General features: G+C 37.0%; 20 protein-coding genes. 9 read left to right on the top strand and 11 right to left on the bottom strand.

Annotated elements, in window-relative coordinates; translation table 11 throughout:
- Nucleotides 1–35: 35 nt before the first annotated feature.
- Nucleotides 36–638 (bottom strand): DUF1684 domain-containing protein, encoded by a 603-nt coding sequence (locus G525_RS0101245; protein WP_027124518.1) that lies wholly within the window; start codon nucleotides 636–638, stop codon nucleotides 36–38.
- A gap of 296 nt (nucleotides 639–934) precedes the next feature.
- On the opposite strand from G525_RS0101245, the gene G525_RS0101240 reads away from it, so the two are divergent.
- The 4 genes from G525_RS0101240 to G525_RS21555 are packed head-to-tail and all read left to right on the top strand — an operon-like array spanning nucleotide 935 to nucleotide 3,660.
- Nucleotides 935–2,158 carry an MDR family MFS transporter gene (locus tag G525_RS0101240; RefSeq protein ID WP_051209681.1) on the top strand — a complete coding sequence of 408 codons (1,224 nt, stop codon included), beginning with the start codon at nucleotides 935–937 and terminating at the stop codon, nucleotides 2,156–2,158.
- A 12-nt stretch (nucleotides 2,159–2,170) separates the two neighbouring features.
- Entirely contained in the window at nucleotides 2,171–3,151 is a 981-nt protein-coding gene (locus G525_RS0101235; RefSeq protein ID WP_027124516.1) for a YpdA family putative bacillithiol disulfide reductase, read from the top strand.
- 10 nt (nucleotides 3,152–3,161) lie between these two features.
- A complete protein-coding gene (locus tag G525_RS21560; protein WP_051209680.1) occupies nucleotides 3,162–3,407 on the top strand; it encodes a hypothetical protein in 246 nt (81 codons plus the stop codon).
- Nucleotides 3,364–3,660, top strand: coding sequence for a hypothetical protein (locus G525_RS21555; RefSeq protein WP_157491846.1), 297 nt, complete (start codon nucleotides 3,364–3,366; stop codon nucleotides 3,658–3,660). Before G525_RS21560 ends, G525_RS21555 begins: the two co-directional genes overlap by 44 nt.
- Nucleotides 3,661–3,667: 7 nt before the next feature.
- Here the strand turns inward: G525_RS21555 and G525_RS0101225 are convergent, their stop codons facing one another.
- Nucleotides 3,668–4,111: an Lrp/AsnC family transcriptional regulator gene (locus G525_RS0101225; RefSeq protein ID WP_027124515.1), complete on the bottom strand. Its 444-nt coding sequence runs from the start codon at nucleotides 4,109–4,111 to the stop codon at nucleotides 3,668–3,670.
- A gap of 117 nt (nucleotides 4,112–4,228) precedes the next feature.
- Between G525_RS0101225 and G525_RS0101220 the strand changes: the two genes are divergently transcribed.
- Entirely contained in the window at nucleotides 4,229–4,624 is a 396-nt protein-coding gene (locus tag G525_RS0101220; RefSeq protein WP_027124514.1) for a hypothetical protein, read from the top strand.
- Between the two features lie 75 nt (nucleotides 4,625–4,699).
- Here the strand turns inward: G525_RS0101220 and G525_RS0101215 are convergent, their stop codons facing one another.
- The 3 genes from G525_RS0101215 to G525_RS0101205 form a co-directional block, all read right to left on the bottom strand.
- Nucleotides 4,700–5,239 carry a sigma-70 family RNA polymerase sigma factor gene (locus G525_RS0101215; protein ID WP_027124513.1) on the bottom strand — a complete coding sequence of 180 codons (540 nt, stop codon included), beginning with the start codon at nucleotides 5,237–5,239 and terminating at the stop codon, nucleotides 4,700–4,702.
- A gap of 264 nt (nucleotides 5,240–5,503) precedes the next feature.
- On the bottom strand, nucleotides 5,504–5,635 hold the full coding sequence (locus tag G525_RS22760; RefSeq protein ID WP_281170377.1) for a hypothetical protein: 132 nt from the start codon (nucleotides 5,633–5,635) through the stop codon (nucleotides 5,504–5,506).
- Nucleotides 5,636–6,193: 558 nt separating this feature from the next.
- A complete protein-coding gene (locus tag G525_RS0101205; protein WP_027124512.1) occupies nucleotides 6,194–9,616 on the bottom strand; it encodes a methylmalonyl-CoA mutase family protein in 3,423 nt (1,140 codons plus the stop codon).
- Nucleotides 9,617–9,846: 230 nt separating this feature from the next.
- Here G525_RS0101205 and G525_RS0101200 point away from each other — a divergent pair, with 230 nt between their 5' ends.
- The 3 genes from G525_RS0101200 to G525_RS0101190 all read left to right on the top strand — a co-directional run bounded on the left by G525_RS0101200 (nucleotide 9,847) and on the right by G525_RS0101190 (nucleotide 11,227).
- Nucleotides 9,847–10,557 (top strand): DUF4197 domain-containing protein, encoded by a 711-nt coding sequence (locus tag G525_RS0101200; RefSeq protein ID WP_027124511.1) that lies wholly within the window; start codon nucleotides 9,847–9,849, stop codon nucleotides 10,555–10,557.
- A 161-nt stretch (nucleotides 10,558–10,718) separates the two neighbouring features.
- Nucleotides 10,719–10,919, top strand: a complete 201-nt coding sequence (locus tag G525_RS0101195) for a Lacal_2735 family protein (RefSeq protein ID WP_027124510.1) — start codon at nucleotides 10,719–10,721, stop codon at nucleotides 10,917–10,919.
- 80 nt (nucleotides 10,920–10,999) lie between these two features.
- Entirely contained in the window at nucleotides 11,000–11,227 is a 228-nt protein-coding gene (locus G525_RS0101190; protein WP_027124509.1) for a Lacal_2735 family protein, read from the top strand.
- Nucleotides 11,228–11,421: 194 nt separating this feature from the next.
- On the opposite strand, the gene G525_RS0101185 is transcribed toward G525_RS0101190, so the two are convergent.
- The 3 genes from G525_RS0101185 to prfA all read right to left on the bottom strand — a co-directional run bounded on the left by G525_RS0101185 (nucleotide 11,422) and on the right by prfA (nucleotide 14,227).
- The gene (locus G525_RS0101185) at nucleotides 11,422–12,213 is read right to left on the bottom strand and encodes an ABC transporter substrate-binding protein (RefSeq protein WP_027124508.1); all 792 of its coding nucleotides are present in this window, start codon (nucleotides 12,211–12,213) and stop codon (nucleotides 11,422–11,424) included.
- A gap of 78 nt (nucleotides 12,214–12,291) precedes the next feature.
- Nucleotides 12,292–13,116, bottom strand: coding sequence for an orotidine-5'-phosphate decarboxylase (gene pyrF / locus G525_RS0101180; RefSeq protein ID WP_027124507.1), 825 nt, complete (start codon nucleotides 13,114–13,116; stop codon nucleotides 12,292–12,294).
- A gap of 34 nt (nucleotides 13,117–13,150) precedes the next feature.
- Nucleotides 13,151–14,227, bottom strand: coding sequence for a peptide chain release factor 1 (gene prfA / locus G525_RS0101175; protein ID WP_027124506.1), 1,077 nt, complete (start codon nucleotides 14,225–14,227; stop codon nucleotides 13,151–13,153).
- Between the two features lie 455 nt (nucleotides 14,228–14,682).
- Here prfA and G525_RS0101165 point away from each other — a divergent pair, with 455 nt between their 5' ends.
- Nucleotides 14,683–15,345, top strand: a complete 663-nt coding sequence (locus G525_RS0101165) for an ATP-binding cassette domain-containing protein (RefSeq protein ID WP_027124504.1) — start codon at nucleotides 14,683–14,685, stop codon at nucleotides 15,343–15,345.
- Between the two features lie 161 nt (nucleotides 15,346–15,506).
- On the opposite strand, the gene G525_RS0101160 is transcribed toward G525_RS0101165, so the two are convergent.
- The 3 genes from G525_RS0101160 to G525_RS0101150 form a co-directional block, all read right to left on the bottom strand.
- Complete coding sequence (locus G525_RS0101160) at nucleotides 15,507–18,059, bottom strand: adenosylcobalamin-dependent ribonucleoside-diphosphate reductase (RefSeq protein ID WP_027124503.1); 2,553 nt, start codon at nucleotides 18,057–18,059, stop codon at nucleotides 15,507–15,509.
- Nucleotides 18,060–18,476: 417 nt separating this feature from the next.
- Nucleotides 18,477–19,433, bottom strand: coding sequence for a DUF3078 domain-containing protein (locus G525_RS0101155; RefSeq protein WP_027124502.1), 957 nt, complete (start codon nucleotides 19,431–19,433; stop codon nucleotides 18,477–18,479).
- Nucleotides 19,434–19,463: 30 nt separating this feature from the next.
- The gene (locus G525_RS0101150) at nucleotides 19,464–20,642 is read right to left on the bottom strand and encodes an AIR synthase related protein (RefSeq protein WP_027124501.1); all 1,179 of its coding nucleotides are present in this window, start codon (nucleotides 20,640–20,642) and stop codon (nucleotides 19,464–19,466) included.
- Between the last annotated feature and the right edge of the window lie 215 nt (nucleotides 20,643–20,857).

Here is a 20,857-nt window from a genome sequence, read left to right as displayed (position 1 = left end):
CTGCTTACTGCTACCTGCTCACTATAGACTGAAAACTACTTCTCAAACGCCATAACACCTGCCTTGACTTCAATATCTAAATAATTTTCGCGAGGTACAATCGGGCAAGAGTATTTCTCATCATACGCACAATATGGATTATACGCTGTATTGAAATCGATAATCATGGTTTCACCGTTCGGCATCCGTAAATCAATATAACGTCCACCTCCATAACTCTCATCACCATTGGTATCATCTAAAAAAGGTAAGAACAAGTAATCTTCATAGCCATCCTCCTTCAGTAACTCTTGATTTTGGTAAACGTTCAACTTATAGGATTCTCCTTTAAGTTCAAAAGTAATTTCCCCGTACTTTATATACTCAGGAAGTCTATCTGTTGTGGTTTTCATTTGAAATGACTTTTCATCTGTAGATTTTGTCAGTGTGGCCTGCACTACAAAAGTTGAATCCACTTTAAAAAAATCAATTCCTGTAAAATTTCTGCGATCCTTATCCTTTAAAGGCGATTTTGACGCATCCTTAAACTCTGAGTTTAGATTTCTTTGGAATTCCGTTTCTCCTTGAATTGTTTGTTTATTCTGAGCGCAGCCCCATAAAAAAATGAATCCCAATAAAAAAAAATATAACGTTCTCATAAAAAATAATTGATTTGTAAAAATACAACTTTAACTTATTTTCCCTAGCTTTGAACAACAATTAACAAGATACTCATGGACAATAATGTCATTTCATATCAGCAAATTAGGACGTCTACGTTATTTAGTCGGACTTGCTATATGCTGTGATATTATATAAATATATTTTAATCAGTATTAAAAGTCCGGCGTTAGCGTCGGACTTTTTGTTTTCACCTAAATGTATAGTTTACTAGACAATTCAATAAACGTCTTCTTATGATATTCTGCTTTTCATTTGAACAAACCCAACCCTTATGAAGATTTTCAACTTCTTTTATCATAACATCGGCCAAGCCTACCTCAACACTTTCAGGGGCTTGTCTAAAGAAGTCTGGTGGTTAGCACTGATTACGCTGATCAATAGAGCAGGTACTATGGTGATTCCTTTTCTGTCATTATACCTCACTTCCGATTTGAATTTTTCTCTGGATGATGTGGCTTGGATAATGAGTGCTTTCGGTCTTGGGTCTTTGGTGGGTTCTTGGTTTGGTGGGCAACTCACGGATAAAATAGGATATTATAAGGTCATGTTCATCAGCTTAGTTTTGAGTGGAATTCTATTTATTGGCATGCAATATTTAGAAACCTTCAATGCCATTTGCATCGGTTTCTTCATATTAATGGCTGTAGCAGATATGTTCAGGCCCGCCATGTTTGTGGCACTAAACGCCTACAGCAAACCAGAAAACAAAACTCGAAGTGTGACATTGATCAGATTGGCTATCAATCTCGGGTTTTCAGCTGGGCCTGCCATCGGTGGATTGATTATAACCACAATGGATTATAGCAGTCTGTTTTGGATAGATGGTATAAGTTGTATGATTGCAGGCATTGTTTTATTAAAGGTATTGCATCCTAAAAAATCCAAAACATTGGATGCTGAGATCAATCCCAATCCAGAATCAGCATATACCGACAAATCCTTTATTATTTTTCTTTTGGCGATGGTCATTTTTGGAGTTATTTTCCTTCAATTTATTTCTACGATTCCCTATTTTTACAAGGAAGACGTTGGGCTTTCGGAATTTGAGATTGGCCTGTTGATGGCTATGAATGGCCTTTTAATATTTATCTTTGAAATGCCACTTATTAAATGGTTAGAAAACAAAAACTACACTAAAATAGGATTGATGGCCTTTGGATTGGTCTTAACCAGTATTAGTTTTCTATTTCTAATCGCCAATCCATGGCTTGGTTTTATCATCATCAGCATGATCCTATTGACCTTTGGTGAGATGATCGTATTTCCTTTTTCAAACTCTTTTGCATTGGATCGCGCAAAACGTGGACTAAAAGGAGAATATATGGCACTTTACAGCATAGCTTTCTCCATTTCCCATATTTTTGCACATAACCTAGGGTTTCATTTAATTGATGCCTACGGATTTCATATGACTTGGACAATTATGGCTGTATCAGGTTTACTTGGGCTAGGACTCCTGGTTTATTTGAAAGGTCAGATGAATTCCAAAAATTAAATTATTAAAAACATGACAACACCATATAAAGTACTAATTATTGGAGCGGGCCCAATTGGACTTGCTTGCGCCTTGGAATGTAATAAAAAGAATTGGAACTATGTCGTTCTTGAAAAAGAAACGCTGACCAACTCTTTGTTCAATTATCCGAAAAATATGAGTTTTTTTTCAACATCAGAAAAGCTCGAAATTGATGAGATTCCATTTATTAGCAATAATCCCAAACCGAACAGAGATGAGGCCCTAGAATATTACAGACGGGTGGCCACGTCCAATAGACTGAAAATAAATTTATACGAAGAAGTCAACGCTATAAATAAAGAGGGTGATCACTTTACAGTGATTTCCAACAAAACAGAATATGTCGCAGAGAACGTCATTATAGCTTCCGGATTTTATGATATTCCTAAATTATTGGAAGTTCCTGGTGAAGAGTCATCTAAAGTTACCCATTACTATAATGAAGCCCATCCTTACGCCATGCAGCAGGTTGTTGTGGTTGGAGCCAGTAATTCAGCCGTTGATGCTGCCCTTGAAATATGGAGAAAAGGAGGCCATGTCACCATGGTGATCAGAGGATCTGAAATTGGAGATCGCGTAAAATATTGGGTGAAGCCTGATATTATCAATAGAATTGGAGAAGGTAGCATTAAAGCGTATTACAACTCAGAAATCGTCGAAATCACAGAAAACGATATCACAATTACAACTCCAGATGGCGAAATTTCTTTTGCAAATGATTTTGTTGTGGCACTGACGGGGTATCGCCCAAATTTTAAATTTCTAGAAGATTCTGGAATTAATTTATCAGCTGATACCGCTCGCCTACCTCAATATGATGCACAAACCATGGAAACAAATATTTCGGGTTTATATTTAGCGGGTGTTATATGTGGCGGTATGGAAACCCATAAGTGGTTTATTGAAAACTCAAGGATCCATGCGAAATTGATCACTGAACATATCGCAACCTTAGACATTAAAAAAGAATAGATGATGAGCAATGGGAAAAATTACCAGTATTCCAAAAAACAAGGGGAATTATGGATCGGTGGACTCCTTTATTATCTCAGTAGAAAAAACGGACATTGAGTTTAGTGATCCGATGGAGGCCGAAATAATCCAGCATAACCTGAAATACATGGGTGTCAATGCAGCCACAATTCCCGTTAAAATTGCAGGCGCATCGGACAAAAACAAGCTCTATGATCTTAAAATGGAAAGCCGCACTAATCAGAAAAGCCGCTAGAGAGTTGGTTATAGATGCTAGAGGCTTGCAAATGCATGGCTATCCTGATATTAAATACTTGGATGTCTTACGGAATGCGATTGAACACTTTAGAGTTTTGTTTGCAGAATGGGTAAAAACCTTTGATTGCTGGAACTATAGTATTGACCGTTGGGGACTTTTTAATCCGCTTAGTTTGAATTATGAAGATGGAGATCCTGATGATGATTTGCCTTTCAACTTTGATGATTTTGATGGGTTCGATGATCTTTAAATAGCAGCTATTTTATAGGTGTGACTTCATTGTATTTGATCACATGAGATAAAACAATCTGAGTTTTGGTTTCTCCATACACAATGAGCTGGTCAATAAATCCTTCCAAATGCTTTTGGTTTTTAAGGACCACTTCCATCACAATGTTTTCATTACCCGTTATCCGGTAGCAGTTCAACACCTCATCGTATGTTTTTACTTTTTCCAAAAACGGTTTGAGCATGCCCATAAATGCCCTCAACGTGATAATGGCCTTGAGTTGATAGCCTGCTTCAAATGGTGACACAAAGGCATGATACCCTTGAATGACACCCGCATCTTCCATCTTTTTAATGCGTTCAGAAACGGCCGGAGAACTGATTCCTACCTGCCGTCCAATCTCTGCATTGGACAGACGCGCATTGTTTTGTAAACACCTCAAAATCTTCCAGTTAAGTGAATCTATACTCATTTAAAAAAAATTAACTATAATACTTTAATTATTAAAGCAAATATACAATTTTACTTTAAAATCGATTATCATACATGTGATTTAGTCACTAAATTTGATAAATTGCTGTTTCTAAAAATGTTGTACCCAATTCCATCTCACCTATCTGAATTGCCTATTTACAAAAAGGCAATGGATATTATTATTTTATCCAGAAGCATTTCAACCTACTTAAATCAGGATTTATGTTACTTAAATTCAGATGGTTCAGAAGACCATCATATTTATTTTTCTGGAGATATTGTGCAACAATCCTCTTCGTTGGCTCCTGAGATTGTCAATGCTGAAATGGAGCGCCATTCTGATAAAAAATACAAGCACATTGCTTCTTTAGAGCGCTTAACTACCATGCTCTATAAAAATTGCAAACGTTTAGAAAAAAGTCATAGTAATGGCAGGGATTACCTTCCTATTTTGAGAGGAGAATTACGAAAATTCAGAAGATTACAACAAACTTGGACGATGACCTTATAATGTGAAAAATAGTTTGTCCCTGAATGAAGACTACCGGGCAAATATTAAAAAAATATGCTTAAAAACTAAAGCGATTTAATTGCAGACTTTGCAATTTTCCTTTTCTTTCAATTCGCCCACCAAATAACCCTTTTCATTGATTTTAAAATCACAACAGTTCACAAACCCCTGTGCTATGAGTTTTCTACCGCGTTGCACCTGAGATTTCACAGTTGATAATGGCAAGTGTAATCGCTCGGAGATTTGAGCTTGTTTCAGGCCTTGAATATCGGCCAAAATTAGAGGATCTCTATATTTTTTGGGCAACGCTTTAATGATGCCGTGCAAACAATCTTCCCTTGTATGCTCAGAGTGATTGGCTTCAGCCTCGACAGGTTCTTCAGAGACTGGATAACTAAGATTATTATTTCTAAAATAATCAAGAACAGTATACCTTGCGATGGAAAAGAGCCATGGTTTTAATTTCGCTTCATCTTTTAAGGTGTTCAATTTTGTATGGACTTTTATAAACGTTTCCTGAAGTAAATCATCAGAAGTCACCTCATCATTCACCTTAGATAAAATAAAGAGCTTGATATCTTTTGCATATAATTCCCAAACCTTTTTCGTTTTCATAAAACCGCATTAAAAAAGAGTCAACCTTAGTATAAAATTACTAAAATAGACTCTTATAGTTAGCATTTTAAATTAAGCTTAACAGTTGCAATTTTGACAGGTACAATTTTCACATGTACATGCCGCACAATTTCCTTGTTGACAACTATCGCAATTGCATACGCATCCATTATTTTTCATGGTCTATATATTTTAAGGTTCAACTAATAGACGTGAAAAGTTTAAAAAAGACGCATTTTAAGGCGATTAATTTTGAGAAAAGAATCAATCCAAACCATTCCATCCTTCAATTTGGCTTTCTGCCAAATGATATTTTTCTGATTTAATGGTGTTGATCAACCAATCAAAATAATTTTCAGATCTTCTAGTGAAGTTGTAATGTAACGTTGTTTCCATAATTGAATCATTTTTAGGTTATACTTAAAGAGGTAAATAGCGACATTATAAATTTAGTTCTGAAAATTGAATGGAACACAATTCACAAAGAGAAATTAGTTGTTTTACATATTTAACTCCTTAACACGTATGGTTTTACAAAAAATAACGATAAACGGATAAGGTTATAAAATAAAAAATTCCGAACTCAAAAAAGTTCAAGATTACTATAAGTTACGATAAAATGGCTAGAAGCCTCTGAATTCTACTAAGAGCAGTTTACCTAAATTGTGGAAAACGCAACTTTCGATTCAACAAAATTCTGACGGGTTCAAAAAACCCCTCTCAAAAGCGGAATATACCCTTTGGCTCCGCTCATGACAAAAGGTAAAACTTGATTCAACAAATTTAGAATAGGTATAAAAGATCCCGCCCAATAGCGGAATAAGCAACTCACATATATTTTCCGAAAAGGAAAATGTGGTTCTACAAATTTCGCATGAATATGAAGAGATTCCGCCCAAAAGCGGGATAAGCGACTCACACACATTTTCCGAAAAGGAAAATGTGGTTCGCTGCTTACATATTTCGTCTATACTGTCCGCCTACTTCAAATAACGCTTCAGTGATTTCGCCCAAGGAGCATACTTTACAGACGTCCATCAGCGCCTCAAAAATATTCTCGTTATGAATAGCTTTGTATTGTAAATCTTTCAACAATTCTGTCGTATCATTTGCTTTATGAAGGTTTTCAAGCGTTTTGATCTGAAATTGCTTTTCTTCCTCCGTTGCTCTTATCACTTCTTTCGGAATAACCGTTGGTGATCCTTTACTGCTTAAGAATGTATTCACTCCTATAATTGGAAAATCGCCATTATGCTTTAAAGTCTCATAATACAAGCTTTCCTCTTGGATCTTACTGCGTTGGTACATGGTTTCCATAGCACCAAGAACACCTCCTCTTTCAGTAATACGATCAAATTCCAACAACACGGCTTCCTCTACTAAATCTGTTAATTCTTCAATGATGAACGAACCTTGGATTGGGTTTTCGTTCTTTGCCAGTCCTAATTCTTTATTGATAATCAATTGAATCGCCATAGCACGTCTTACCGATTCTTCGGTTGGTGTAGTAATGGCTTCATCATAAGCATTGGTGTGAAGTGAATTACAATTGTCATAAATGGCATACAAGGCCTGAAGTGTCGTGCGGATATCATTAAAATCAATCTCCTGCGCATGTAAACTACGCCCTGAGGTTTGAATATGATATTTCAACATTTGTGCTCTTGGGTCGGCGCCATATTTATTTTTCATGGCTTTCGACCAGATTTTACGGGCCACACGCCCTATTACAGCATATTCAGGATCAATCCCATTGGAGAAAAAGAAAGATAAATTGGGTCCGAATTTATTAATGTCCATGCCCCTGCTTAAATAATACTCCACGTAGGTAAATCCGTTAGATAACGTCAAGGCCAATTGGGTAATTGGATTCGCTCCTGCCTCAGCAATATGATAGCCAGAGATGGACACCGAATAGAAATTCCGTACATTATTTTCAATAAAATACTCCTGAACATCTCCCATCAACCGCAATGCGAATTCTGTAGAAAAAATACAGGTATTTTGTGCTTGATCTTCTTTTAAAATATCGGCTTGAACAGTCCCTCTAACCTGAGCAATCGTTTTTGTTTTGATATCTTGATAAACCTCATTTGGCAAAACTTGATCCCCAGTAACACCCAATAGCATTAATCCCAATCCATTATTACTTTCTGGTAATTCCCCTTTGTAGGACGGGCGCTCCACATCTTTATCTCTATAAATTTTAGCAATTTTTTTCTCTACTTCCTTTTCGAGTCCGTTTTCTTTGATATACAGCTCACATTGTTGATCAATGGCGGTATTCATAAAAAAGCCTAACAGCATTGGTGCGGGGCCATTGATAGTCATACTCACGGATGTCATTGCATGAGACAAATTAAAACCAGAATATAGTTTTTTAGCATCATCCAAACAACAGATACTTACGCCTGCATTTCCTATTTTTCCATAAATATCAGGTCGATGCCCAGGATCATTCCCATAAAGTGTTACACTATCAAAAGCGGTTGACAATCGTTTTGCAGGCAAGCCCATGCTCACATAATGAAAACGACGGTTAGTTCTTTCGGGACCACCTTCGCCAGCAAACATACGCGCAGGATCTTCTCCTGTTCTTTTAAAAGGATATAGTCCTGAAGTAAAAGGAAATTCGCCAGGAACATTTTCCTGTAAGACCCATTTTAAAACATCACCCCAAGCTTGGTATTTAGGCAATGCTATTTTTGGAATCTGCAAATGTGATAAAGACTCTGTATGGGTCTCAATCTTTATTTCCTTTCCTCTCACTTTAAAGGTATAAATAGGGTCCTTATAAGTGTTTACTTTATCTTCCCAACCGGTTATAACTTCCCAATTATAGGGATCAAGATTTAATTTAACCCGATCAAATTCGGCCAAAAGTAATTTTATAAAATCTGTATTTTCGGTTGTGCCAGAACTGACAGAAACAGCTTCCAACCCTGCTTTGTCCAATTCAGGCGTTTTTCCAAGGACAGATTCCATAGTTTTATAAATCCCATAAAGCTTTTGGGCCACTTCAACTTGTTCATTGGCAGTTTTGTCATACGCGCGATTATTTTCTGCAATTTCGGAGAGATAACGCGTTCTTGATGGTGGAATCACGAAAATCTTTTCACTCATTTCTTCAGAAATGGTAAAGTTCGATTTTAAGTCCGCCGCTGTTCTTTCAACGATTTTGTCCATTATCGCTTTGTAGAGGGTATTCATTCCCGGATCGTTGAACTGTGAAGCAATCGTTCCAAACACCGGCAAATCCTTTTGATCCACATCCCATAAGAGATGGTTACGAACGTACTGTTTTTTCACATCGCGCAACGCATCCAAAGCGCCACGTTTATCAAATTTATTAATCGCAACCAAATCCGCAAAATCGAGCATATCAATCTTTTCCAACTGTGTCGCAGCGCCAAATTCAGGGGTCATGACGTAAAGGGACACATCAGAATGCTCAATGATTTCAGTGTCAGACTGACCAATTCCGGAGGTTTCAATGATGATTAAATCGTATTCTGCGGCCTTTAAAACCTCAATCGCCTCATTGACATATTTAGAAAGAGCCAGATTAGACTGACGGGTGGCCAAACTCCGCATGTAAACACGCGGATTGTTAATAGCATTCATACGAATACGATCGCCAAGTAAAGCACCTCCAGTTTTTCGTTTAGAAGGATCAACAGAAACCAAAGCCACTGTTTTCTCCGGATAATCGATTAAAAAACGACGTACCAATTCATCCACCAAAGAGGATTTTCCTGCGCCACCAGTTCCAGTAATTCCTAGGACAGGTGTCTTGGAGGTTTTATTTTTAACATGGATTTTATCTAAGGTAGCTTTTGCTACATCTGGATAATTTTCAGCTGAGGAGATGATTCTTGCTATAGATTTTGGATTCTTCTTATCCAAATCATCCACTTCGTCATTAAGCACATCACCTATCGCATAATCTGAAGTTTCTACCAAATCATTGATCATCCCTTGCAACCCCATTTCTCTTCCGTCGTCAGGCGCATAAATCCTAGTAATCCCATAATCCATCAATTCCTTGATCTCATCTGGAAGAATGACACCACCACCACCGCCGAATATTTTGATATGGCCAGCCCCTTTCTCCTTCAACAAGTCATACATATATTTGAAGTACTCATTATGGCCTCCCTGATAAGAGGTTAAGGCAATGGCATTGGCATCTTCCTGAATTGCGGTATTGACCACTTCTTCTACGCTTCTGTCATGCCCTAAATGGATGACCTCAACGCCTGTTGATTGGATGATGCGACGCATAATATTAATGGCGGCATCATGACCATCAAAAAGTGAAGCAGCAGTTACTATTCTGACTTTATGTTTTGGCTTATATGGTGTTGCTTGTATCATTGATAAGAATTGAATTTATACGTGACACAAATTTACAGATTTTATAAAAGAAGATCACCAATATTAAGAATAGTTTAAAACATCCAAAAACCTAGACAATCCATCACTTTTGTTCACTTTTATAATTTCATCAACAGGGTCTCCAATTTTTAAATGCCCAAAATGTCTAAACTGAAATCAGTTTAAGTAAACTATTTGATATATTTTTGCGCTCACTAAAATTGATTTTTATGAAAAAGACGTGTGTTGCTTTACTTATGCTATTGACCATGAATTCTTGTGCGGAATTACAAGGTGTTGTCAATTCTTTGCCACAGCAAAGTGGAGGCGTGATGAGCACTACTGATATTGCCGCCGGTCTAAGACAAGCACTTGATTTTGGAATTGAAAAACAAGTCACAACACTTACTAAAACTGATGGTTTTTATAAAAACGATCTTGTAAAAATACGTTTGCCCGCCGAGTTACAAAAAGTCGATAAAGGCCTACGGGACATTGGACTTGGAAGTTTGGCGGATGAAGGTCTTAAAGTCCTGAATAGAGCTGCGGAGGATGCTGTCAAGGAAGCAACTCCAATTTTTGTCGAGGCAGTGAAAGGCATCACTTTTGCCGACGCCAAAAACATTCTATTAGGAACCGATGATGCCGCAACTCAATACCTTAACGCTAAGACCCAAACGTCTTTGTATGAAAAATTTCACCCAGTCATTAACAGATCTTTCGCTAAGGTTGGTGCAGATCAAATTTGGCAAAATTTGATCAATAGATATAATGCCATCCCATTTACCAGCAACGTCAATCCTGATTTAACTGATTACGTCACTGCAGAAGCTCTAAAAGGCGTCTATACAATGATTGCCGTAGAAGAAAAAGAAATCAGGAATCAGGTTGGTGCAAGATCTACAGATTTATTAAAAAGAGTATTTGCATTGCAGGATTAATCCATTTATATTTCAGACACTTATAGCCATTAATGCGCTGTATTAAGTCGGTCAATCGTTGGCCGACTTTTTTTTATGATTATTTTTTAAATTTTAACTTGCTGCCTAACAATATTTTAAATATATTTAACTTTCATACATTCCTCTAAAATGTTGTAGTCATGAAAACTATATTAGAAATTAAATCGCACCAACTCAAACTACAAAAGCGATACAAACAACTCATTGAACAGGCCTACAACGTGCGTCAAACGGATCATGCTTTGAGCGATATTTCAGAATATAAAGCCATTAAGCTTTTAAATAAAATGAACCGACTGAATTATTTAAATAGAGAACCAACACGCCGAAGACTTACTTAAAATATTATCAATATTTTAACTTTATACTCACATCCTTAGCATGTTATTTGCTCGTATATATAGATTAATAATATAAACATATGAGCACACAATTTTGCAAAGTCGGAAAAATTAAGTTTGGCCTTAATGAGGTTTTGAACATCAAGGAGGTTGAAAAAAATTACTTGAAATTTACTGAGGAAGCCTATAATTTACTTCAATCGGATTCTAGCCTAAGTGATTTTTTATATCACGAGGCTTCAAAATTAAGAAAGATTATTCTGAGTTTAAAAAACTCTAAGACTAATGATGTAGATCCTGCGTTTTAGCTGGATGACAGATTTGAAAGTCTATATAAACATATTTTTTCATTGAAAGTAACCTAATTAATATCTTGGTTGATTCAATGACTTTTCAGACGTTCGCTTATTTTAAAAAGCATTGAAGTCAACTCGTGACCCAATGCGAACTAATAATTTTGATATTCGCATTTTGAGTCACATACTATCAATATTAAGAATCACTATATTGACCTGCTTTCTTCCTGCAAAGTTTTAAAATAATCAAATGCCTTCATTAATCGAGACCCATACCAAGAAAACATTTCCCCATCCACTACCATTATTTTCGCATTGGGGAAGTAAGGTTGGATAGTTTGAATATGGTCTTGCTTGAAAGGAAAAGGTTCGGTGGAGAGTAAAACAAATTCAGCGGATTCTGTCTTGGCTTTATCTAAGATTATTTCCGGATAACGGGTTTCATTCCCAAAATAATTTTCAAATCCATTCAACTGCATCATCTCATCTATAAAGGTGTCCTTAGCAGCGACCATCCACGGCTCTTTCCATATAAAGTACGCTGCATTTTTAGCAGTTTGATCATTTAGATAAGCCTCAAAATTCGATTTTTTTTGAGCTATAGCTTCAACAAGTTGATTGGCTATTTTTTCAGTAGAAAACAACGTACCGTATAAATCAATTAATTCTAAGGCATCGCTAAAAGTATTCACATCACTGATATGAGTGGGTGCTATATGCTCTAATTCCTGAATCATCTCTTTTGTGTTCTCTTCTTTGTTACACAAGATGATATCAGGATTTAACGCTTTTATTTTATCAAAATGAACTTGTTTTGTGCCTCCCACGATGGTTTTCGTTGTTTTAAGATGATGTGGATGGGCACAAAACTTTGTGATCCCCACAATAGCAACTTCCAATCCTAGATCGACTAATAATTCGGTCTGTGACGGCACTAACGAAATGATCCGTTTTGGCGTTTTATCTATGACGATCTGTCTATGGAGTTGATCTCTCATTTTGTCAATCGGGCTATTTTTTTATTTATGCTCACAATCAGCATTTTCAGTCCCAAAACTACTGAACTCAGCAGCTTGCTACTGTTTCTGTTCACTCAAAAGAAGAGCCATTTCCACCTGTAGTTCTTTGGATTTCTGGGTTGCGGCTTCCGCAAAATCCTTTCCGTCTGAGGCATAGATTATGCCTCTTGAAGAGTTGATCAACAAACCAACATCAGTAGTCATTCCATATTTACAAACCTCTTGCAAATTGCCTCCTTGCGCCCCAACACCAGGAACCAGCAAGAAGTTATTTGGAATTATTTTACGAATATCCGCCAAATATTCAGCTTTTGTCGCGCCTACAACATACATAAGATTTTCAGAGTTTTTCCAAGTTCTTGAAGTTTCAAGCACCTGCTTGTAAAGCTCTTTTCCTTCTATCTTTTTAACTTGAAAATCGAATGCGCCTTCATTAGAAGTTAGCGCCAAAAGTATGGTGTGCTTGTCCTTAAACTCCAAGAAAGGTTCTACGGAATCTTTACCCATATAAGGTGCAACAGTAACACTGTCAAATCCTAAATCGTCAAAAAACGCTTTGGCATACATGCTACTCGTATTCCCAATATCGCCCCGCTTGGCATCCGCGATGGTGAAAATTTCAGGATAGTTTTGATTAAGGTACTGGATCGTTTTTTCAAGTGATTTCCAACCCTTCAATCCGTAGGCCTCATAAAAGGCCGTATTAGGCTTATAGGCCACGCACATGTGGTGGGTTGCATCTATGATGGCCTTATTAAATGAAAAAATCGGATCTTGCTCTTTGAGAAGATGTTGGGGTATTTTATTTAAATCGACATCCAATCCAATACAAAGAAAGGATTGTTTCTTTCTGATTTGCTCAATAAGTTGTGGTGTTGTCATAGAATAAAAAAAGCCTCAAAAAGAGGCTTTGAATTTATATTATATCTGTATTTGCTTTTAACTTCTCGGTATTTTCAGCCAATTGTAACTCATCAATGATGCGCTGTATATCGCCGTTAACAATATTGCCCAGATCATAAAGCGTCAAACCAATTCTGTGGTCTGTAACACGCCCTTGGGAATAGTTATAGGTTCTAATCTTTGCACTTCTATCACCTGAACTCACCATAGAACCACGCTTTTCAGCATCCAACGCATTTTTCTTTGCCAACTCCATTTCATATAAACGGGAGCGCAATACCCTGAATGCCTTCTCTTTATTTTTATGTTGTGATTTTTGATCCTGACACTGTGCCACCAATCCGGTTGGAATATGCGTTAAACGTACTGCAGAGTACGTCGTGTTTACCGACTGACCTCCTGGACCTGAAGAACAGAAAAAATCAATACGTACATCTTTAGGATTGATTTCCACATCAAACTCTTCAGCTTCAGGAAAAACCATTACGGTTGCAGCACTTGTATGCACACGACCTTGGGTTTCGGTTTGCGGCACACGCTGAACCCTGTGCACTCCAGCTTCAAACTTCATTGTTCCGTAAACATCTTCACCGGCAACCTCAAATTGAATTTCCTTAAATCCACCATTGGTACCTTCACTATAATCCACTACGTCCACTTTCCAACCTTTACTTTCGCAGTATTTGCTATACATTCTAAATAAATCTCCAGCAAAAATACTCGCCTCATCACCACCTGTACCTGCACGCAGTTCCATAACCGCATTTTTAGTATCCTCAGGATCTTTAGGAATCAATAAAACCCGGATGGCCTCTTCCAGTTTCGGAATCCCTTCTTTCGCTTCATCATATTGCATTTTGGCCATTTCCACCATTTCTGGATCACTGCCATCATCTAAAATTTCTTGGGCTTCAGCCAAATTGTTAGTCAACTCTAAATATTCCTCACGCTTGTCCATCAACTTGCGCAATTCTTTATATTCTTTATTCAGCTCAACATAACGCTTCTGATCCGTCATAATATCGGGCTGGATGATTAAATCACTCACCTCGTCAAAACGCTGCTTAACTATTTGTAACTTGTCTAACATATATGGTTTTATTGTGATGCAAAAGTACGATAATTTCTTAATTTCGAAGAAGGAATTTTTCTCCTCGCTTAAAGAAAAGTGACAATCTGTTCCTGATTGGCATCCATCAAAAAAACAGCGCTTTATCGTTTTTTAAAAATAATTGTTTAAATATTACGTTTCAACATAATGATACACCGCTTGGGAGCCATCTTTTTGTTTTATAAACCATTTTTTATATGGTCCATGGCGATCAATGTTATGATCGTTATTTTCAATCCTTATATTTTACCCAGTATTGTTACAAAACTATTGCTAACATTGTTTGTATGGTACTTGGTACATGAAACTGGCGCTAAACGGAAATTGATTTTCTATAAGAACTTAGGGATTTCAACTTTGCGCCTTTTTTCAACACTTTTTTTATTTGATATTACAATTACCATTATCTTTCTTTTAATTATGAAAGCTTTTATATGATTATTGAATTGGACAGTGTTGAATTGTATTTTGATAAACGTCGTATTTTAAACGGTATTTATTTAAAGGCTGAAACCGGTAAAATTGTTGGACTTCTAGGACGGAATGGTTCTGGCAAAAGTTGTCTGTTACAAATCCTTTTTGGATCCCTTCAACCAAAATACAAGTTTCTAAAGATCGATGAAAAACCTTTACTGAAACCACTTTACGGTCAAAGAAATGTCGTTTACCTACCACAGCACCATCTTGCTCCTGACCATTTAAAAATTAAAACACTCTTTAAGCTTCTAATGTTGGACTGGGAAGAATTTATCGCATATTTCGATAGTTTTTCTACAAATTACAATTCGAAAATGTATAAGGTATCCGGTGGCGAACGTCGCGTCATTGAAACCTATGTTGTACTGAAACAGGAAAGTGCTATCATTTTATTGGACGAGCCGTTTTCGAATATCGCGCCTTTGCATATTGAAAAAATAAAAGAATTGATACGTGCCGAAAAAGAGAAAAAGGCTATTGTTATCACAGATCACTACTATAGAGACGTTATTGATATTTGTGACGACCTATACCTCTTAAAAAATGGCTGTACGCAAAAAATCGAAAATTTGGACGCCTTGGAAGATTATAAATATCTTAATCTTGGTACTTTAAAATAAAATGCATTACTGAGTCGCTCATACCGGTAGTTCGCAAAAAAAAAGAATAGAATATATCCCAATAAAAAAAGCGTAGTCGAAACACTTTTGCTATCTCGATTACGCTTAAAATTACTATAATCTCAATTAAATTACAGTCATCTATCTATACAATGCACGTTTTACCCACATTTTGAAGAGCCACAATCCTTACAGGTTAAACAACCTTCCTGATAAATAAGATTTGTAGATTTACAACTGCTACACATTTGCCCCTTAGCTTGGGTACCATCTGCAACAAAACGCTTTAAAGCCCTTGCCACCCCATTTTTCCATGTATTGATGGATTCTGTGTCCAATTGCAAACTGTTAATCAAGTCCACCACTTTATCTATCGGCATCCCATGACGTAAGGTACTTGAAATCATTTTAGCGTAGTTCCAATATTCTGGATTGAACTTATGTGAGAGGCCTTCAATAGTGGTCTTATAACCTCTGATATTCTTATACTGAAAGTCATAACGCGAAGTCCCATCTTCATTCCTATTTTTGATTATAAACCCCTCATTGGCCCAGCGAGGGATCAAAATTCCGTCTTCATCATCCGCAAGACCTGTGAAAATCTCATAAGGTTTACCATCAATGAGACCTATAAAAGCAATCCATTTTTCTTTATTGTTCTGGAATCTTACTACATCAGCTTCCAATATCTGTGGGCGCTTTGTTGGAAACGTGGTCAAAATATCCTGATCTTCCTCTTTCTTCTCATCGTTAGAGATCAACACGCCAGAACGAGAGCCATCCCTATAAACGGTTACACCTTTACATCCAGCTTCCCATGCTTCCATATAAAGCTTTCCAACCAATTCTTCTGTAGCATCATTCGGTAAATTGATGGTGACGCTAATAGAATGGTCTACCCACTTTTGAACCGCCCCTTGCATGGACACTTTGCTCATCCAATCGACATCGTTGGAAGTTGCTTTGTAGTATGGCGATTTTTTAATCAAAACATCCAATTCTTTCTGCTCATAATTTTTGGCAACGTCATACCCGTTGACTTCCATCCATTGTTTGAATCTGTGATGAAAAACTACATATTCTTCCCAAGAATCACCTATTTCATCCACAAAGTCTACGCGAGCTTCCTTATCATTAGGATTTACTTTACGACGTCTCTTATAAACCGGCATAAATACAGGTTCAATCCCAGAAGAGGTTTGGGTCATCAAACTTGTGGTACCGGTGGGGGCTATGGTCAATAAAGCAATGTTACGACGACCGAATTCTGTCATATCATAATAGAGCTTTTCATCGGCTGCCTTTAAGCGCTGAATGAACGGATTATTCGTTTCACGTTCAGCATCAAAAAATGCAAATGCACCACGTTCCTTAGCTAAATCCACCGATGCACGATAGGCAGCAAGCGCCAAAGCTTTATGAACTTCAACTGAAAATTCATTGCCTTTTTTACTTCCGTATTGAATGCCCAAACCGGCCAGCATATCACCTTCTGCAGTAATTCCAACACCCGTTCTTCTGCCTTCCTTAGCTTTTGTTCTAATATTTACCCATAAATTCCTTTCTATCGCTTTAATATCGGCGTCTTCAGGATCAGCATCTATTTTTTGTAAAATCACATCGATCTTTTCCAATTCCAAATCGATGATATCATCCATGATACGCTGCGCAGATGCCACGTGCTTTTTGAAAAGTTCAAAGTTAAATGTTGCTTCTTTTGTAAAGGGCTGTTGTACATATGAGAATAAATTGATGGCCAGCAATCGGCAGGAATCATAGGGGCATAATGGAATTTCGCCACAAGGGTTTGTCGAAACGGTTTTATACCCTAAATCAGCATAACAATCTGGCACGGATTCATTGATGATGGTATCCCAAAATAAAATTCCCGGTTCAGCAGATTTCCAGGCGTTATGTACAATTTTCTTCCAAATGCCATTGGCTTGAATGGTTTTTGAGAATTTAGGATCTTCACTAAAAATTGGGTATTTTTGAGTGTAGGTGCTGTTGGATTTGACAGCTCTCATAAAATCGTCATCGATTCTAACTGAAACGTTAGCTCCGGTAACCTTACCTTGCTCCAATTTGGCATCAATAAAATCTTCAGCATCTGGATGATTGATAGAAACCGACAACATTAGAGCACCCCTACGACCATCTTGCGCTACTTCCCTTGTGGAATTGGAATAACGCTCCATAAATGGAACAATGCCCGTAGAGGTCAACGCTGAATTTTTAACCGGTGAGCTTTTTGGACGGATGTGCGACAAGTCATGTCCAACACCTCCACGACGTTTCATCAGCTGCACCTGTTCTTGATCAATTTTCATAATCCCACCGTATGAATCCGAATCACCAGAATTGCCAATAACAAAACAATTTGAAAGTGATGCAATTTGAAATGGATTCCCAATACCTGCCATTGGGCTACCCTGAGGAACGATATATTTGAAATCCTTGATAAGGTCAAAAACTTCTTGTTCGGTTATCGGATTCTGATATTTTGACTCAATTCTTGCAATTTCTTTTGAAATACGACGGTGCATATCATTTGGCGTCATTTCGTAAATATGACCTTGAGAATCTTTAAGAGCATATTTATTCAACCAAACTCTGGCGGCTAAATCATCACCTTTAAAATAAGTTAAGGACGCTTCAAAAGCTTCTTCTTGAGTATAGGTTGCGGTAGGAGCACTAAGGGTGTCAACTTTCATGGATTTTTATGCTTTATCAATTGAAAACTAATTGTTAGAAAGCATAAAGAAACAAAAAATAAACAATCCATCACATGATCAAAATCATAAAGTCTACATTAAAATACATGTATTTTACTTAAAATCAAATGATTAAAGATTTATCAACATTATAAAGTTAACAAATTTTAAAAATAAACTTTGGAAATCTAAAATAGATGTTTTCTTAAAAAGGAATGTTTTAGAGATGGGACTCAACGCTAAAAACATGCTAATAAGTAAAAAAATTAGATTTGTTTGACCCCAATTATTAGGGTCTAAAATATAATTTTTTATAGGTACGGTCCAAATTCTTAAATTGACCTTAACAACTTTGAACCCATAAAGAATGAACTCAATTTAATAACAGCAAAAAGAAGATATCAAGAAATTTGCAGCCTAAAAATTAAAAGCAACACCAATACCTAGAAGTTGCTTCCATTGCACCCTGGCGCCGCTTTCCACATACTCTCCCTCCACTTCGGTTGCTGTAGTCGTTTTGATATCGTCATCATATCGTAGATGAGAAGTCAAAGAAGCCTTAACGTATTGATTAACCTTAAAATCAAAATTGACAAGCCAATCCACATCCACATTTCCAAAACTTTGAATATAATCAGTGTATAAGCTAAGTCTTGTTGAGATATTGATGTTTTCGAACATTTCAGTTTCAAAAAAGTGGGTTACCAGAATACCGACCTCATTTCTCATTCTTTGGCCGGACTTGACTAGGTTGCCATCCTCATCATATATGGCGGGATCGACACCAAAAGCACCACTATTTGATAAGTCTTCATCAAGAACAAAAGTGGTTTTGACGGTTAAAGGCGAAAAATAAAATGAGAATTTCTCCATATCCTTGCCATATTCAGCACCTCCACCAATAAACATGTAACCAGGGGCCATGAATTTTGAAATCTCCCGCTCGCGGTCTGGATATTTATAACCATTGGTAAACTGCGATTTAAAGTTAAAATGAGCAGAAAAAAACCAATTGGTCAAGGAATCCTTTCTATATCCCATACTCGAATTTAGCTCAAGAAGATCCTCCGTTTTTCTCAAATTCTGACTCTCTTGTTTATTCATTCCATAGCGCGCTTCTCCTCTGTTTTTCCAATAAAAATTATCGCCAATAAAATTATAAGATGATTTGAATCCCAAAAGCCCAGAAATTGAATTACTACCTCCCGAACTCCAGTTGACAAAGGTCACTTCACTGATATCAATACTAGCTCTGTTGCTTAGAACCCATTTAGGTACCTCTTTAATAGGTAAGGAATCCTTTCCGGCATTTGTAGTTTGACCGATTGAAAATTGGCATAGCAATACCATGCACATCCATAAAATCTTTCTCATTAAGTAGGAATTAATGTTTTAGACTAGTTTTTAATACTTAAATTCTCCATATTCACTTGAAATGGTCAACTGCTTTTTAGCGGCATTTTCCACCCTTCCTACTATTTGCGCCTCCACGTTAAAGGATTTTGATATTGCAATCAAATCCTCAGCTATGGATGGCGGCACATATAGCTCCATACGGTGGCCGCAGTTGAACACTTCATACATTTCCTTCCAATTGGTATTGGATTGTTCCTGTATCAATTTAAATAACGCAGGAATAGGGAATAAATTATCTTTGATAATATGAAGGTCTTTTATAAAGTGAAGAATCTTGGTTTGGGCACCACCACTGCAATGCACCATTCCATGAATATCTTCAGGTGTATATTTAGATAAAATCTTTTTGATTATTGGTGCATATGTCCGAGTTGGCGAAAGCACCAGCTTCCCTGCATTCACCGGTGATCCTTCAACAGCATCGGTCAATTTTACGGTTCCAGAGTATACCAAATCCTTAGGAATTGCGGCATCAAAACTTTCTGGAAATTTTTCAGCCAAATAATTATGGAACACATCATGCCTTGCCGAAGTCAGACCATTACTGCCCATCCCACCATTATAGGCGGTTTCATAACTCGCCTGTCCAGATGAAGACAACCCAACAATAACATCTCCTGCTTTAATATTTGCGTTATCGATAACTTCCGATCGTTTCATTCGTGCCGTAACCGTGGAATCTACAATAATGGTACGCACCAGATCGCCTACGTCAGCGGTTTCACCGCCTGTAGAGTGGATGGTTACACCAAAAGACCGTAATTCTGAAATCAGTTCTTCTCCACCATTTATAATTGCAGAAATGACTTCTCCAGGAATGACATTTTTATTTCTTCCAATTGTAGAGGACAACATGATATTATCTGTAGCCCCCACACAAAGCAAATCGTCAATGTTCATGATCAATGCATCTTGCGCTATACCTTTCCAAACAGAAATGTCACCCGTTTCTTTCCAATACATATATGCCAAAGATGACTTTGTCCCCGCACCATCAGCATGCATGATGAGACAATATTCCTCATCGTTGGTAAGATAATCTGGCACAATTTTACAAAATGCTTGTGGAAACAAGCCCTTATCAATATTCTTGATGGCATTATGAACATCTTCTTTAGAAGCTGAAACACCTCTTTGGGCATACCTTTTATTAATGTCTTGACTCATAATTTAAATTGGAAACGTAAAAATAAGGATTGTATTTTAGTTTTCCCTGATATTCGTATTTGAATTAAGTATTGCGCTTGTTTTTAACCTTCGCTCCTCTAAATATTCTCTGGGAAACCTTGGAGGATTACGTTGATTATAGGTATAAAAAAAAGGACAACTAATTTTTTAAATTAATTGTCCTTTTATTGTTTTTCAAAATATGATTACAATAT

The organism is Gelidibacter mesophilus DSM 14095, assembly GCF_000423005.1.
GTDB lineage: Bacteria > Bacteroidota > Bacteroidia > Flavobacteriales > Flavobacteriaceae > Gelidibacter > Gelidibacter mesophilus.
The sequence above is the reverse complement of the archived record's forward strand: the minus strand, read 5'-3'. Positions and strand labels throughout refer to the sequence as shown.